We start from the raw sequence: 15,459 nt of genomic DNA, 5'->3' as shown, positions 1-15,459 counted from the left end.
TCCGCCAATGCGTCCACATAACAAGAGCGTCCTGATCGCCGCCGCCTGCGCCGCGCTGGCCGCTTCCTCCGCGCTGGCCGCACCCGCCGCCAGCGAACTGACCGACCTGTCGCTCGAACAACTGAGCAACGTCGTCGTCACCTCGGTGTCGCGCCAGGAAGAGAAGCTGGCGCATGCCGCCGCCTCGATCTACATCATCAGCGCCAGCGACATTCGCCGCAGCGGCGCGCAGTCGATTCCCGAGGCCTTGCGCCTGGCGCCGAACCTGCAGGTGGCGCGGGTGGACGCGCGCAACTACGCGATCACCGCGCGCGGCTTCAACAGCCCCTTCGAGAACAAGCTGCTGGTCCTGATCGACGGCCGCAGCGTCTACAGCCCGCTGTTCTCCGGCGTGTTCTGGGACGCGCAGGACCTGGTGCTCGACGACATCGAGCGCATCGAAGTGATCAGCGGCCCCGGCTCGACGATCTGGGGCGCCAACGCGGTCAATGGCGTGATCAACGTGATCACCAAGTCGGCCAAGGATGTGCCGGGCGGACGCGCCGCGCTGATCGCCGGCGCCGACGAGCGCGCCGGCACCATGCGCTACGGCGCCGCGCTGGGCGCACACGCGAACTATCGGCTGTACGCGAAGTACCGCCAGAACGACGACACCGAGAACGCCGCCGGCGCCAGCACGCACACCGGCTACCAACGCCGCCAGGCGGGCTTTCGTGCCGACTGGGACCTCGAGGGCGGCGGCGCCACCTTGTCCGGCGACGCCTACCAGGGATCGCTGCACCAGGCGGGCACGCGCGACATCGGCATCGCCGGCGCCAACCTGAACGCCAGCCTGACCGGCCATGGCGGCGAGGCCAGCGACTATCGCCTGCAGGTGCTGTTCGACCACACCGAGCGCAACCAGCCGACCGCCTTCGTCGAATACCTCGACACCATCGACGTCCAGGCGCAGTACAACTTGCAGGCCGGGCGCCACCGCATGTCGGCCGGCGCCGGCTACCGCGGGGCGCAGGACCGGATCGAGAACGGCGCCGGGTTCGCCTTCCTGCCGGATCACTTGCAGCTGCATACCGGGAACCTGTTCGCGCAGGACGAGATTGCGCTGACCGATGCGCTGCGTTTCACGGCCGGCCTGAAGGTCGAACACAATAACTACACAGGCGCCGAGCTGCTGCCCAACCTGCGCCTCGGATGGTCGCCGGCCGAGGCGGCGCTGCTGTGGACCAGCCTGTCGCGCACGGTGCGCGCGCCGTCGCGCATCGACCACGATTTCTATTCGCCGGCGGTGGCGCCCATTGTCAACGGCGTGCCGCGCTACACCATCGCCGGCGGCCCGGACTTCATCTCCGAGACCGCCAACGTGCTCGAACTGGGTTACCGCGCGCAGCCGTCGGCGCAGTTCTCGTATTCGGCCACCGCCTTCTACGCCGATTACGATCGGCTGCGCACGCTCGAGCCGCTGGCCGGCGGCGGCGTCGCGTTCCGCAATTTCGGCGAAGGCCGGGTGCGCGGCATTGAACTGTGGGGGCGCTGGCATCCGTCGGCTACGCTGCACCTGTCGGCCGGCCTGGTGCAGCAATCGATCCGCACCGGGCTGTCGGAAGGCAGCCGGGATTCGTCCGGCACCACCGGCCTGACCACCAACGATCCGGGCCGCCACTGGCTGCTGCGCGCGTCGAAGGACCTGAGCGACACCAGCCAGCTCGACGTCAGCTTGCGTTACGCGGGCAGCTTGCCCAAGCCGGCGGTGCCCGCCTATTATGAAATGGACGCGCGCTGGTCGTGGGCGCTGCGCCCCGACACCGAACTGTCGCTGATCGGCCAGAACCTGCTGCACCGTTCGCACGTGGAATTCGGCGCCGCCCCGGCGCGCAGCGTGTTCGAGCGCAGCGTGCTGCTGAAACTCACCCAGCGGTTCTGATCATGGCCATTTCGTTTTCCCGCCCACAGCCGTTCGCGCCCCGCTGGCCGCATCCACGTCACTGGCTGCCGGCCTTCGTAGCCGGCGCCGTGCTGCTGGCCCTGTTCTGCTTCAACGCCGTGGGCGCCCAGTCCGGCGCCGACGTCGCCAACCTCGAACGCAACGTCAAGGCCGCGTTTCTGGTCAAGTTTCTCGGCTACGTCGATTTTCCCGAGAATGCCGCGCCGACGGCCGGCGAGCCGCTGGTGATCGGCGTGCTGGGCGACGACGCGGTCGCCGAGGAACTGTCCAGGATCACCGCGGGGCGCGGCATGAACGGGCGCCAGGTCGCGGTGCGCAAGCTGCGCCAGGGCGAGGCGCCGGGCAAGCTGCACCTGCTGTTCATCGGCGACGACGACGCGGCCGGCATTGAACGGGCGCTGGCGTCGGTGCGCCAGCAGCCGGTCCTGACGGTCACCGAGACCGGGCGCAACCTGCGCCTGGACAGCGTGATCAACTTCCGCGTGATCGACGAGCGGGTGCGCTTCGAGGTGTCGCTGGAGGCGGCCGAGAAAAGCAACCTGAAGCTCAGTTCGCGCCTGCTCGCGGTTGCCTACAAGGTGCAGCGCGCGGGCCACTGAAGCGGTCAGGAAATCGTCGCCCCGCGTGACGAAAAATTGACAGCTGGTAGGTTTGGGAGCACCATCGAAGTGGATATGCAGCTTGCATAAACTTGCGCACCATGGCGGATGCTCTTCCGTCCGCGCGTGCAGATCGGGCTCCCACATGACATACGATTGCAGACTCAGTCTCATGGAAGCGCCGGGGCCAGCGGCGGAGCGCCGCCAGGCGTCCAACCACATCCTGTCGGTGTTGATCGACGTCGGTCTGACCTACCAGAAAACCCACGGCGACGCGGTGGCGCGGGAATTTTACGCCAGCCGCGGCATCCCCGACGAGCTGGCCGCGCGCGTGCTGTCGCGCCAGCAGGCGCGGCGCGCGGCCAAGTCCGGCGCGGCGCCACACGGATGACGCGCGGCGTCAATTTGCGGTAGGCTGGCGGTTTTGCCAACAGCGGGGATATCCATGCCTACACCCTACGAGACCAAGCAGCCGGAACGGGCCGACATCGATGCGATGGCCGGCGTTATCGCGCTCGAATTCGGCACCGACTGGTGCGGCTTTTGCAAAGGCGCCGCGGGCGCCATCACGCAGGCGATCGGCGCGCGGCCGGGCGTCACCCACATCAAGGTCGAGGACGGGCCGGGGCGAGCGCTGGGCCGCTCTTTCCGGGTCAAGCTGTGGCCGACCGTGGTGGTGCTCAAGGACGGCAAGGAGGTCGGGCGCGTAGTGCGTCCGGCCGACAGCGCCGAGGTGGAGCAGGCGCTGGCAGCCGCCGGCTGACCGGAGCCGGGGTCTGTTCCCGCGGACCTGACCCCATCTCGATCCACAGGAACGCGTGTGCACGCTTCGTTATCTTAATTGCATGACCGTCCAACATCCCGTATCCTTGAGTTGACACTCAACCACGGGAGAACATGATGGACAGCTTCATGAACGTGATCGCGCGCATCCTGATGTCGCAAATCTTCATCATCTCGGGGATCGGCAAGATCACCGGTTACGCCGGCACCCAGGCCTACATGGCCAAGATGGGCGTGCCGGGCGCCTTGCTGCCGCTGGTGATCCTGACCGAACTGGGCGGCGGCCTGGCCTTGCTGTTCGGCTTCCAGACCCGCTGGGTCGCGCTCGCGCTGGCCGGCTTTACGGTGCTTTCCGCGCTGATCTTCCACATGAACTTCAGCGACCAGATGCAGATGATTAACTTCATGAAGAACATCGCGATGGCGGGCGGCCTGCTGATGTTCGTGCGCTACGGCGCCGAGCCGCCGGCGATCGACCGCAAGCGGGTCTGAGTGGCGCGCTGCGGGCGTAGGCGCGATCCTACGCGGACTCATCAATACATCCTACTGTTGTTGCGGAAGGGCAGCGGTACAATCGAAGGCTGAACATTCCGCATACAACTGGCGGCAAGCGATTGTCGCCTGGCCGCCGGCCGCTGCGCCGGCGGGCCCGATCGAACGTCAGGATTCTTGTGTGAACCAGCAGTGCATCAACGTACTATTCCTATCCTCGGGTAATTCCACCCGCAGCATCATGGCCGAAGCGATTCTCAGGCGACTGGGCGGTGAGCGCTTCCGCGCCTTCAGTGCAGGCAGCCATCCGACCGGGCGGGTCAATCCGCTGGCGCTCGAACAGCTGCGCCTGCGCGGCTATCCGACCGACGGCCTGGCCAGCAAATCCTGGAGCCGCTTCAGCAAGGAAGACGCGCCGCCGCTGAGCCTCTTGATCGGCGTGTGCGGCAAGGTGGTCGACGAGCGCCATCCCGCATGGCCGGGCAGCCCGCCGCAGCTGTACTGGAATTTGCCGTCGCCGGGTACGGTGCAGGGCAGCGACGCCGAAGTGCGCGCGGTGTTTTCCAGCGTGTGTGCGCGGCTTGAGCAGGCGATGCGCGAACTGATCGAGCTGCCGCTGGAACAGCTGGAGCCCGAGGAAGCCCTGGCGCGCCTGCACGATATCGGCCCACGCTGATTGCGCTACAATCTCCCGGTGGGAGAGCATCATGTACCGCAATATACTGCTGTGCTACGACGGTAGCGAAGAGGGTATCAACGCCCTGAAGGAAGGCGCCGACGTGGCGCTGGCGATGAACGCCCACACCCATCTCCTGGCGATCCTGCGCAGCAGCGGCGCCGACCTGTCGGCCGAACCGCTCGGCGCGACCCACCTTCCCGACGAACACCAGCAGGCCGCGATGCGGATCCTGCGCGAAGGCGTCGAATGGCTAAAGGCGCGCAACCTCGACGCCCAGGGCCAGCTGGTATTCGGCGACCCGGTCGGCCACATCGCCACCTGCGCGCGCTCGCTCGGCTGCGACCTTGTCGTGGTCGGCCATCGCCACCGTTCGCGCCTGGCGCGCTGGTGGAGCGAAGCCGAGGAAGAGACGCTGCTCGAGCGCGCGCCCTGCAGCATCCTGGTCGCGCTGGGCAAGGCTTAGTGCAGCCAGGCGAAGCGGAACACGAAGACCGCGGCGATCACCCAGACAATCGGCTTGACCTTGCGCGCTTGCCCCGTGGTCAGCTTCAGGATCGCGTAGGTGATGAAGCCGAACGCGATGCCTTCGGCGATCGAGTAGGTGAACGGGATCACCAGCGCGCAGATCGCCGCCGGCACGCTTTCGGTGGTGTCGGCCCATTCGATCTCGCCCAGTTCCTTGAGCATCAGGCAGGCCACGAACAGCAGCGCCGGGGCGGTGGCATAGCCTGGCACCACGCCGGCCAGCGGCGCGATCAGGAGGCAAGCGAGGAACAGCACGGCGATGGTCAGCGCGGTCAGGCCGGTGCGCCCGCCCGCCTGCACGCCGGCCGCGCTTTCGATGTAGGCGGTGGTGCTCGACGTGCCCAGCGCGGAGCCGGCGACGATCGCCACGCTGTCGGCCAGCAGCGCCTTGTTCAGGCGGGCCATCTTGCCTTCGACCAGAAGGCCGGCGCGGTTGGCCACGCCCATCAGGGTGCCGGTGGCGTCGAACAGTTCGACCAGGAAGAACACCAGCACCACGTTCAGGAAGCCCATCGACAGGCCGCCCTGGACATTCAGTTGCAGGAAAGTGGGCGCGAGCGAAGGCGGCGCCGAGACGATGCCCTTGAAGGTGTTCCCGCCGAAGAAAAAGCTCAGGACCGTGACGACGATGATGCCGATCAGGATGGCGCCCTTCACGCGCAGGCGGTCGAGCGTGACGATCAGCAGGAAGCCGAACACCGCCATCAACACGGTCGGCTGGTGCAGGTCGCCGGCGGTGACCATGGTGGCCGGGCTGGCCACCACCAGGCCCGCGCTTTTCAATGCGATCAGCGCGAGGAACAGGCCGATGCCGACCGTGATCGCGGTGCGCAGCGAGCGCGGGATGCCGTTGACGATCATCTCGCGCAGGCCCAGCACGCTGACCAGCACGAACAGGCAGCCCGAGATGAACACCGCGCCCAGCGCCGACTGCCAGGGCACGTGCATGCCCAGCACCACGGCGTAGGCGAAGTAGGCGTTCAGGCCCATGCCCGGCGCCATGCCGATCGGGTAGTTCGCGTACAGCGCCATGATCGCCGTGCCCAGCGCGGCGGCCAGGCAGGTGGCGACGAACACGGCTTCCTTCGGCATGCCGGCGTCGCCCAGGATGGTCGGGTTGACGAAGACGATGTAGGCCATCGTCAGGAAGGTGGTCAGGCCGGCCACCAGTTCGGTGCGCACGTCGGTGCCGCTCTCCCTGAGTTTAAAAAAGGTTTCAAGCGACACTGTGTTCTCCCTGAACGGCTGCGAATCCCGACAGTATATATGGGCGACGATGCAGACGGTGCGCGCAAATCGCCGGCAGTAGCGCAGGTGGGGTCTGGTCCCGCGGACCTGACCCCGTTTTTGAAGCTCACGCGGCGACGATGAAGATGGAGTCAGGTCCGCAGGACCAGAGCCCCGGGTTCAGCGGAAGCGGCGACGCGCCAGATCCACCAGATTAACAATGCCTGCAGCGGCAGCCTCAGGACCAGCAGCCCAATCTGCCAGGCCGGACGTCCGGCCTCCAGACCATCGAGCAGCATTTGCACATTGGCCGGCAGGACCGCAATCGACAGGAGGATCAGGCCCCATCCGGCCGCGCGCCGCAGCCGCGGCACGACCACTCCGATGCCGCCGGCGATTTCGCAGGCGCCGCTGATCGCCACCAATTGCGCGTGCCAACCCAGCCAAGGCGGCATCACCTTCGCGTAGGTGTCCGGCAGCACGAAATGCAACACGCCGGCGACAACGAAGAATACGGCGAGCAGCAAACGTCCGGCCATCATGCGGTAATGATCTTCAGGTTCAGCAGGCGCTCGGCCAGCCACACGGTGGCGATTGCGAAGATGAGCGCCGATCCGCCCACCAGCACCACATTGCGGTAAAACGCCGTTCGGCGCGCAGCAAACGCCAGCGGCAGGAAGATCGCAACGATGGTCAGCTGCCCCAATTCGACGCCCGCATTGAAACCGACCAGCGAGAGCAGCAGCGAAGTCGCCGGCAGGCCCAGGTCGAGCAGCACGCTGGCGAAGCCGAAACCGTGGATCAGGCCGAAGCAGAACGCGGCCAGCGCGCGGCGCCCGTGAAACAGCGGCCAGATGTTGTTCAGCGCCGCCAGCGCCACCGACAGCGCAATCGCCGATTCGACCACCCGCGACGCGATCGACAGCACCCCGAGCGCCGCCAGGCTGAGCGTGATCGAGTGCGCCAGCGTGAACGCCGTGACGATCTTCAGCACGTCGATGAAGGACGCATGGAAGCTGGCGCCGCCGTCCCATTTGCCGTCGCGCCGGACCAGCACCGCCGGCAGCAGCAGCGAGAGCAGGAACAGGATGTGGTCGTAGCCGATCCAGATATGCCAGACGCCGTGCTTCACGTAGTCGGCGAACTGGCGCCAGCGCGATGCGCCGTCGACTTGCAGCGACTGGTGCGCGCTGTCGGGCGTGAAGATGGCGGTCGATGTCAGCGCGCCGTGTTCGAGCCGCAGCAGCCCCTTGTGCTGCGGGTCGATGTCGAACAGCAGCTTGTACTCGACGTCGAGCGTGGCCGCCTCCGCGGGGCAGGCCGCCTGCAGGTGCAGCACGGCGTAGGCGCCGTCACTGTGGTCGTCGATCAGGTGTCCGGTCACGGCAAGCGGGCAGGCGCCTGCTTTCGGCACGGCGAGGGACAGGCGCGACAGGGCGTAGGCGGCGATGGCTGCGTGCTTCGCGCGCACCTCGTCCCAGGTCAGCTCGCCGTTGCCGTCGGCGTCCAGGCCGATCGCCATGTCGAGGTCGCGCAGGGCTATGTCCCATTGGCCGGTGACTTGCCTGCCTTCGACCTTGAGGGTGAGGTAACTGTCGCTCGGCTTGTGGGCCAGCGCCGGCGCAGCGAGCAGCAACGCCAGCAGGGCAACCATCAGACGGCGGATCATGGCGCCACCTTCAGCTTTGCGGCCCGCGCGGTGATGGCGCGGTCCTCGATCTTCGTTTTCGCGATCCAGTCCAGCGCTGTCTTCGTCGCGGTGGCGTCGCCGCTGGCGGCCGCCGTCTCCACCAGGATGCGCAGGTCGGCCGGCTCCTTCTGCACCGCCCAGTTCTGCAGCGCCAGTTTGACGGCGGCCTTTGGGTCGCCGCGCAGCGCCAGTTCGAAGCGCGCCTGTTCGCGCTGGTGCACGGTGTCGCCGCGTAGCATGGCGGCGTCGAAACGCGCGCGCAGCGCGTCGGCCTGCGCGCGGGCGTCCGGCGCGCCAAGCGTCTTCAACGCGATCGCGTAGCGCAGCAGCAGCGCGTCCACGCGGCCCTTGTCCTTGAGCAGCCTGACCACTTCCGGCGCGCGGCCATGATCGAGCAGGTAATCGGACCAGGCGCCGAGCAGGTAGCTGTCCGGCTCGCCGGCGGCCAGCGCCTTGCGGTACAGCGCCTCGGCGTCGGCGTCCTCGCCGAGCCGCGCGGCCATTTCCGCCATCAGCGTCTCAACCCAGCTGCGCAGGTTGGGATCGATGTCCGGCTGGCGTTCGAGCGTGGCCTTCAGGCGCGCATAGCTGGCGCGCCCGTCGCCGTTGACGCTGGCGACGTTGGCCAGGCAGGTCTGCGTGACCAGCGACGGCGCGCGCATGGCCAGGCGCATGCAGCTGGCCTTGGCGGCGGCGTAGTCTCCGATCACCAGCTGCACCGTGGCGCGGGTCAGCCAGGCCTGAGCGTTGCCGCTGTCGTGCTTCAGGACGGCGTCCAGATCGGCCAGCGCGGCCTGGAACTGGTGGGTGCTCTGGCGGAGCGTCGCGCGCAGCACCAGCACCTGGTCGGGCGGCGCCGGCAGCTTCCACCACGGCGCCAGCGCCGCTTGCGCGTAGCCCAGGTAGCGCGGGTCGCCTTCGGTGCGCGCCTGTTCGATGTAGCGTTGCGCCAGCGCGGCGGCCCGGGCGAGATCGTTCGGATTGGCCGACAAGGCGGCGCGCATTTGCATCAGTTCGCGCTGCACCGGGTCGGCGCGGCTGGGCAGGTGTTCGAGCACCTGCTTGCCGTCTTTCGGAATGTAGGGAGTGGCGAACACGGCGCCGCACAGCATCGGCAGCAGCGCAGGGAGCAGTCGTCGAAAGAGTAATGCTGCGTTCATGGAGCCCTTGCAAAAAAACTGGAACCGGCCTTTTGTGAGCCCGGTTCCAGCCGTGGTGATGCGAGCGGTGCGCGGATTAGCCGACCGGCTCCGGCTGAGTGTCTTCCGGCGCGGTCGCGACGATGGTGTCGATCGGGTCCTTCGGCAAACCGTCTTCCGACGTTGTCGAAACAATACCAGAAACGACGGAGAAGAAGGCATCGGCCGCCGGCGTGGTCTGGGTTGGATCCGGGACCGGGAAGATCGTCGTCTCGGTCCCGCCGCAGGCCGCCAGGCCCGCAGCCGCGAGGACCGCCACGGCGATCGCGCTGAGTTTAGATTTATCCATGGTGTCTCCTTGGCTTATTGATTGCCTGGCAGCGGCGTGTTCAGGTAAGGGAAGGCTGGCTTGAAGTCGGTCGCCGCCTTGCGCACGCCGTCGGTCAGCGCGGCGCCGCCGGCCGGTGCGTCCGCTGGCTTGCAGCCCACTTTCAGGGTGTCGGTCGCGCCGGTCAGTACGCACAGGGCGCCCATCGCCACGCGCAGCGACACGTCGACCACGTCGTCGGCCGGACGGCGTCCGTTCGGGAACCCGGCATTGTCCCCAGCGGCTACGCCCAGCACGTTCTGGTTGGCGATCGGGGTCGGCGGGATCGAGGTGTTCAGGCGCAGCGCTTCATACGTGACGACCGTCGATTGTGACTTCGACTGGTTTACACCGGCGATACCGGTCAGGAACGCGGCCACCAGGTCGGTACGCGGGAAGTTGGTCGGCGCCTTCGCGGTCGGGAACAGCGTCTCGACCAGTGCCGGCAGGGTCGGATTGGTGACGTAGGTGGCGAACTGCGCGTCGCCAGTCGGCCTTGAGGTGTTGAAGCGGTCTTTGTCGTCCATGCCGATCACGACCTCGTTCACCAGCGGCATGCCGACGCGCGATACCTGGCTCCAGGCACCGCCTTCCTTGGTGGCGTTGTTGATGCCCGACGCCGGCGATGGATTGAGCAGGCGGCCCTGGCGCATGCTCGCCGTGGTCCACGCCGCGATCACCGGCTCGCTGCCGCTGGTCAGGCAGGCGATCGGCACTTCCATCGCGATGGAGCTGACGTTCTTCTTCTCCAGGTCGTTGGCGTTGCCGCCGTTTTCAGGCCCCAGCGGATTCAGGTTGAACAGGTCGAAGATCTTACCGACGGCGATGTAGAACGGCTCCTTGCGCTGGCCCACGAAAACGCGGCCGGTGCCGCAGGCGCCCATCGAGACGTTGTAGATATGCTGGTTGGCGTAGGTCTCGTAGCCGCTCGCGCCGCCGAAGGTCTTGTCGCCGATGTTATCGACCGGCTTGTCGAACGAGGAGCCGCCGCCGGTGGCGGTCAGGTGGGTGCGGCCGGCGGCGCCTGCGCGGCGGTCGCCCTTGACCATGTCGATGCTGAAGGTCTCGCGCACATTCAGCGTGGCCGGATTGACGCCGGAAATGGTGCCCGAGTTAATCAGCGGGATCATGACCTGCTTGCCGCCGACAGTCAGCGGCGTATGTTTCGAGGTGTTCGTGAAACGGAACTGGAACGTGATGTCTTCCTTGGCGTCGCCGTTGTTGTCGACATGGATTTCATACAGCGCATTCTGGTCGAACTGGTAGAAGTTCGGGCCGCCCTGCGGATCCTGGAACGGGATGTAGTTGGCGATCATGGTGACGTAACCGTCGCGGCCTGGTTCATAGCTGCGGAACATGTAGAAGTCGGTTCCGTCGACTTTCGGCGCGTTCGTCAGGAACGGCGCTTCGCGGTGGCTCGATGCGTGCGCGGGGCCGAACGCGCCCGCAAGCATGAGGCTCGAAATCAGCGCGGCCAGCGCCCGATGTTGGCTCTTCATTTTCTTCATGATGCGGGTCCCGTTCGTGGTTTAGAAAACTGGTTGTTCAGGACAAACACGGTATCAGGCTGATCATTGGCGCAATGTTAAGTAACGAACACATGATGTCAATTTGTGAAAGTTGTAATCAAATATGAACGCCGTTTGCTACCATAGCGTTTTACAAACCGCCCGTCCGTTTCCCATGCCAAAGAATAAGCGCCCAGTCCCTCGAAAATCCGCCTCCGCGCCCGAGGACAATACCGAGCAGATGGCGCAGGCGCTGGCCGACCTGGCGCTCGACATCGCCGAACGCGAAGAGGACGATCCCGCCGCCTTGCGCGAAAAGGAAGCGGAACTGGCGCGCCTGGTGCGCAATGCGCTGCGCAAGAAGAACGACGAGGTGCTGTACGGCGCGATCGAGCAGGCCCGCTTCACCGACGCCGGCGCGTTTGGCTACCTGCGCGGCAAGGTCGAGGAGGCCGCCGCGACCACCACGCTGCGGCGCGAGGGCCGGCCGGCCGAGGAGATCGACGCCTTCCTGGTGCCGGTGTTCGTCAGCACGACGGGCGGCTTGAAACAGGAGCAGACGTTCCAGGACGTCGCCGCTTTCGAACTGCTGCGCGCCAGCTTTCAGCAGGCCGGGCTGGAGAGCGCGGACGCCACCGTTGTCCTGATCAGCCACGCCTACGACCTCGACGAAATCGACCGCATCAGCTACAGCCAGCTGAACGACATGCTGCGCGAAGTGGCCGCGACGATGAGCGAGAAGAAGATGGTCGATACGCCGGTGCTGTCGGCCAGCATCGCCGGCTGGTCCGGAGGCGGTTTCGCGCCGGAAGACGAAGCGATGGAGCTGCGCTTCCTGCTGGGCTTCGTGCGCCGGCGCGCCGACGATCCGTTCTACGCCGAGCCGGCCGGCGAGGCTGCGGCCGAGGCATGGTACGACGCGCGCATGGAGCGCTACCGCCAGTGGACGCTGGACGCGGCGCCGCTGCTGCAGGCCTGCCTGGCGGCCGATCCTTCATCGGTGTCGCTGAACTTCCTGTACCAGGACCTGTTCTACGGCGCCAAGGAGCAGGGCATGGCCGAACTGGCGATGCTGGGCGTGATGTCGGAGATCGGCCAGGCGCTTGAAGCTCACGCGGTCGATCCGGCCGAACTGAGTGCGATCGTCGCGCCGGCCGCTTCCGGGGACGAGCTGACGTTGCGGATCAACCTGTACCGCGGCGGCGAGGACGGGCCGATGGTGTCGGCCGAAAAGGGCTTCGACCTGGCCGGCGACGTGGAGGCGGAGCTCGACGAGTTGTGCGAAGCGCTGCGCGCGATGGGGATTCAGGCGGTGTCGGTGGCGGACAAGTTCGACGCCGATGGACAGGCCGTTGGCGTAAGAACCGCCTGACTGTCGTTCCTGCGTAGGCAGGAAACTATACTGAGCGGTCGTTTCGGTGAACTCAGATTCAGCATGGGTTCCTGCCTTCGCAGGAAGTCGTTCCCGCCGGTGGCGGGAACGACAACCGGAATCACGACATCTTCGCGTTCGACAGCACGATCCACGCGACCGAAATGACGACCATCCCGGTGAGGCTCACGCACGACCAGGTGAAGAACCACGCCGACAGCAGGCTGGCCTGCAGCGCGCGCTCGAACAGCATGCCGAGCCCGAAGTCGAAGAACGTCAGCACCGACCAGCGGCGCAGATACACCGGCAGGTAGCGGCACATGCGGCGATTGTGCTGCCACGCCGCGTGCCGCTCGAACAGGTCGCGCGCCGCGCTCATGTCGGCGAACATCCATTCGAAGAACATGAAGCGGTACAGCAGGGTGCGAAACGGAATTTCGGGTTCGGAGTGATGGCTGTCTGACATGTTCGCACCTTGTTGTGGCAGGAGGGCGATTCCGGCGGCATGCAATGCGCGGGAATGTCTTCCCAATATACCTCAAGCGCCCGATTCGCCCTTACTGCGGCGCACGGTTGAATCAACCCGCAGCCACACCGCGGCGATGCGGTCGGCGCGGCGGTACCCGGCTTCGTCGAGCTCCTCGCCGAACACGTCGGGATCGATCTCTTCGTAGCGCCAGTCCACCCCGGCGCGGTCGAGCACCGGCGCGATGCGCGCCAGGAACGGGTCGGCCCCGTCGACGATGGCCACGCCGGTGTACAGCAGCAGCCGTCCGCCCGGCGCCAGCCGCCCCAGCGCGGCGTCCACGATCGCCAGCGACAGCCCGGCGCCCAGTTCGCCGCCGCCGTGCCGGTAGGCGCGCTCGCTGGGATCGAGCAGGTAGGGCGGATTGGCGACGATCAGGTCGAAGCTGCCGTCGACGCCGGACAGCAGGTCGCTGTGCAGCGTGCGCACATTGGCGGCGCCGGCCAGTTCGGCGTTGACCGCGGCCAGCCGCAGCGCTTCGTCGTTGATGTCTACCGCCAGCACCTCGGCGTTCGGCCAGCGCAGCGCAATGGCGATGGCGGCGGCGCCGCTGCCGCAGCCGATGTCGATCGCGCGGGCGACCGGGCGGTCCGGCTCCTGCCCGAGCGCGCGCAGAAAGCGGTAGGTGTCCGGGCCGAAGAACACGGCATTGGCGGCGCTGGTGGGAAACGCCGAGTGGAGATACAGCTGGCCATCGAGGCTCGTCACGCGCACGGCACTGCGCCAGCCGTCGCCGTCGGCGCACGCCACGCCGGCGGCCTGCATCAGTTCCATCATCGGCTGCGGCAGTTCGCACGCGCGGAAGCGTCGGCTCCAGCCGAAGATATCGGCGAGGCTTGCTGCGCCAACGGGGTCGCGCCGCAGCACCCGCTGGTGCGTCGCCGGCGTGACGGTGACGTGGCGATATCCGGTCCGCGCGAGCGCCCGCCCGAGTTCGAGTAGGGCGCCGTGGCGGTCCATCAGGCGAACAGCTTCGAGAAGATCCGCGTGGCCATCAGGCCGGCGGACGTGTGGTGGCTGGCCGGCGACATCAGCGCGGTCAGCATAGCGATCGCTTCTTCCTTGCTATCGGATGCCGCAAGCTTCGCTTCCAGCAGCCGCAGTTCGCAGGCGATCGCTTCCCAAGCATGCTCGTCGTCCGGGAAGCGGTGGCGGATCAGGCCGCGCTCGGCGCTTTCGCGGATGCGGCGCGGCGGGCCTTCCAGCGCCGAGGCGGCGCGCTGCAAGGCGCGGTGGGTGGCCAGCCGCGGCACCCGCGCGGCATCGGCCGGATGCGGCGGCGTGGCGATCCAGTCGTGCAGCACCTGCTGCTCGTAGGCGCTGAACACGCCGAACATCTGCGCGCGGTCGCCCTGGATCAGGCCCCAGAAACGGCTGTCCTCGGGCGGCTCGCCGCGCGTGAACCAGCCTTGCTGCTCCAGCGCCGCAAGCAGCTGCGGCACATTGTCGGGATCGGACAGCCAGTCGTTGAGCGTGCGCCCGCCGACCTTGCAATAGTCCGAGTGCATGTTCTTGCCGACCGCGCTTTTCGCGCGCAGGATGCCGACCAGCTCCGCGTGCAGGTCGAACGAAGCGATCACCGCCTCGGTGCCCACGCCCAGGTCGTTGAGGCGGTAGCCAGCCTCCACCCGGCGCAGGAATTCGTCGGCGTCGCCCACTTGCGGCGTGAGCTTCTGCAGCGCTTCCCACGCCTTGCGCGCGTGGCCGGTGTCGGCATTGTCCACGGTGACGTGCAGCGTGAAGTAATATGGGTCGATGCCCAGTTCGTTCAGTTCGTAGGCGGTGACCAAGAGGTGCAGCGGCAGCTGTTCGTAGCCGAGGTTGTAGCCGATCAGCTCGGGCAGGAACTGGTCGGCATTGTGGGCCAGCGCCAGTTGCACCAGGCCCTGCTCGAAATGGTCCTCGGGCAGCGTCTGCCACTGATTGCTGCCGTGCGCATCGATCAGCTGCTGGAAGATGACGACGTGGTTTTTCTCGGGCACGCCGTTGCCAAGCTCCTCCAGGTAGGTGGTGATCAGTGGCGCCATCGCGCCATTTTCCCAGTGCTTCAGCAGGCCGAACAACCAGGCGCCGTCAACCAGCTTGGTCGGCGCCACGCCCTTGAGGAAGTACAGCGCGTGGGCCTTGCTGCCAAAGTAGCGGCGCGGCGCGCCGGCCTTGCGCTCGGCCAGGTACTGTTTGTACTGATCGCCGACGGCGGCGGTGTTTGCGGCGCTCCAGGCGGCGAACTGCTCGGCGCCGCGCGGCAGCGGCGATGGCGCCGGGCCCGCTGCGTCGAGCCGGGCCTGCAGCCACTGCGCCGCTTGATCGCGCGCCGCCGGCTGGATGTCGCGCTCGCTCAGGTCCAGGTAAAGCTGGCGCATGGCGCCGCTGCGGGCGGGCGCGTGGTGTTGGTCGCGGGGCAGGGAGGCTGCTTGCTCGGGCATGTTGGGTCTCGTCGTTATTGTCGGGAAGGCTAAATCTTGACTAGTGTGCAAAAAAAGATGCACGCGTGAAAGAGGCGGCCGCGCCGCGCTTCTGTAAGAGTGGGATTACATGGCCCAGGTTCCTTGCCGCCGTTGACTTCCAATTGTGCGCAGCCTACATTTGCAAACTCACACTGTCAGACAG

Annotated in this window: 17 protein-coding genes; 8 read left to right on the top strand and 9 right to left on the bottom strand. The window is 66.9% G+C overall.

Features of this window, described 5'->3' with window-relative positions; translation table 11 throughout:
* Positions 1–7 precede the first annotated feature (7 nt).
* The 7 genes from Q4S45_RS09580 to Q4S45_RS09550 all read left to right on the top strand — a co-directional run bounded on the left by Q4S45_RS09580 (position 8) and on the right by Q4S45_RS09550 (position 4,958).
* A complete protein-coding gene (locus Q4S45_RS09580; protein WP_305511314.1) occupies positions 8–1,921 on the top strand; it encodes a TonB-dependent siderophore receptor in 1,914 nt (637 codons plus the stop codon).
* A 2-nt stretch (positions 1,922–1,923) separates the two neighbouring features.
* Positions 1,924–2,541: a YfiR family protein gene (locus Q4S45_RS09575; RefSeq protein ID WP_305511312.1), complete on the top strand. Its 618-nt coding sequence runs from the start codon at positions 1,924–1,926 to the stop codon at positions 2,539–2,541.
* Positions 2,542–2,713: 172 nt separating this feature from the next.
* A complete protein-coding gene (locus Q4S45_RS09570) occupies positions 2,714–2,932 on the top strand; it encodes a hypothetical protein (protein ID WP_305511311.1) in 219 nt (72 codons plus the stop codon).
* 48 nt (positions 2,933–2,980) lie between these two features.
* Positions 2,981–3,304, top strand: a complete 324-nt coding sequence (locus Q4S45_RS09565) for a thioredoxin family protein (RefSeq protein WP_374046106.1) — start codon at positions 2,981–2,983, stop codon at positions 3,302–3,304.
* A gap of 134 nt (positions 3,305–3,438) precedes the next feature.
* A complete protein-coding gene (locus Q4S45_RS09560) occupies positions 3,439–3,816 on the top strand; it encodes a DoxX family protein (RefSeq protein ID WP_305511307.1) in 378 nt (125 codons plus the stop codon).
* A gap of 181 nt (positions 3,817–3,997) precedes the next feature.
* A complete protein-coding gene (locus tag Q4S45_RS09555; protein ID WP_305511305.1) occupies positions 3,998–4,492 on the top strand; it encodes an arsenate reductase ArsC in 495 nt (164 codons plus the stop codon).
* Between the two features lie 31 nt (positions 4,493–4,523).
* A complete protein-coding gene (locus Q4S45_RS09550) occupies positions 4,524–4,958 on the top strand; it encodes a universal stress protein (protein WP_305511303.1) in 435 nt (144 codons plus the stop codon).
* Here Q4S45_RS09550 and Q4S45_RS09545 read toward each other — a convergent pair.
* From Q4S45_RS09545 to Q4S45_RS09520, 6 genes are all read right to left on the bottom strand, one after another.
* A complete protein-coding gene (locus tag Q4S45_RS09545; protein ID WP_305511301.1) occupies positions 4,955–6,247 on the bottom strand; it encodes an NCS2 family permease in 1,293 nt (430 codons plus the stop codon). The two genes, Q4S45_RS09550 and Q4S45_RS09545, sit on opposite strands and share 4 nt — an antisense overlap.
* Before the next feature lie 152 nt (positions 6,248–6,399).
* Complete coding sequence (locus Q4S45_RS09540; RefSeq protein WP_305511299.1) at positions 6,400–6,789, bottom strand: DoxX family protein; 390 nt, start codon at positions 6,787–6,789, stop codon at positions 6,400–6,402.
* Positions 6,786–7,916 carry a HupE/UreJ family protein gene (locus Q4S45_RS09535; RefSeq protein ID WP_305511297.1) on the bottom strand — a complete coding sequence of 377 codons (1,131 nt, stop codon included), beginning with the start codon at positions 7,914–7,916 and terminating at the stop codon, positions 6,786–6,788. Before Q4S45_RS09535 ends, Q4S45_RS09540 begins: the two co-directional genes overlap by 4 nt.
* Complete coding sequence (locus Q4S45_RS09530) at positions 7,913–9,097, bottom strand: lipopolysaccharide assembly protein LapB (RefSeq protein ID WP_305511295.1); 1,185 nt, start codon at positions 9,095–9,097, stop codon at positions 7,913–7,915. Before Q4S45_RS09530 ends, Q4S45_RS09535 begins: the two co-directional genes overlap by 4 nt.
* Positions 9,098–9,173: 76 nt before the next feature.
* Complete coding sequence (locus Q4S45_RS09525) at positions 9,174–9,425, bottom strand: hypothetical protein (RefSeq protein WP_305511293.1); 252 nt, start codon at positions 9,423–9,425, stop codon at positions 9,174–9,176.
* 14 nt (positions 9,426–9,439) lie between these two features.
* A complete protein-coding gene (locus tag Q4S45_RS09520) occupies positions 9,440–10,951 on the bottom strand; it encodes a DUF4331 domain-containing protein (protein WP_305511291.1) in 1,512 nt (503 codons plus the stop codon).
* Positions 10,952–11,126: 175 nt separating this feature from the next.
* Between Q4S45_RS09520 and Q4S45_RS09515 the strand changes: the two genes are divergently transcribed.
* On the top strand, positions 11,127–12,323 hold the full coding sequence (locus Q4S45_RS09515) for a DUF2863 family protein (RefSeq protein ID WP_305511290.1): 1,197 nt from the start codon (positions 11,127–11,129) through the stop codon (positions 12,321–12,323).
* Positions 12,324–12,444: 121 nt separating this feature from the next.
* On the opposite strand, the gene Q4S45_RS09510 is transcribed toward Q4S45_RS09515, so the two are convergent.
* The 3 genes from Q4S45_RS09510 to Q4S45_RS09500 all read right to left on the bottom strand — a co-directional run bounded on the left by Q4S45_RS09510 (position 12,445) and on the right by Q4S45_RS09500 (position 15,275).
* Entirely contained in the window at positions 12,445–12,789 is a 345-nt protein-coding gene (locus Q4S45_RS09510) for a hypothetical protein (protein WP_305511289.1), read from the bottom strand.
* 72 nt (positions 12,790–12,861) lie between these two features.
* The gene (locus tag Q4S45_RS09505; RefSeq protein WP_305511287.1) at positions 12,862–13,809 is read right to left on the bottom strand and encodes a class I SAM-dependent methyltransferase; all 948 of its coding nucleotides are present in this window, start codon (positions 13,807–13,809) and stop codon (positions 12,862–12,864) included.
* Positions 13,809–15,275, bottom strand: a complete 1,467-nt coding sequence (locus Q4S45_RS09500; RefSeq protein WP_305511285.1) for an iron-containing redox enzyme family protein — start codon at positions 15,273–15,275, stop codon at positions 13,809–13,811. Before Q4S45_RS09500 ends, Q4S45_RS09505 begins: the two co-directional genes overlap by 1 nt.
* Positions 15,276–15,459: the final 184 nt, after the last annotated feature.

The organism is Massilia sp. R2A-15, from assembly GCF_030704305.1.
Classification (GTDB): domain Bacteria; phylum Pseudomonadota; class Gammaproteobacteria; order Burkholderiales; family Burkholderiaceae_D; genus JAFCUW01.
Note: the sequence above shows the minus strand (reverse complement) of the source record. Positions and strands in the feature narration are given on the sequence as shown.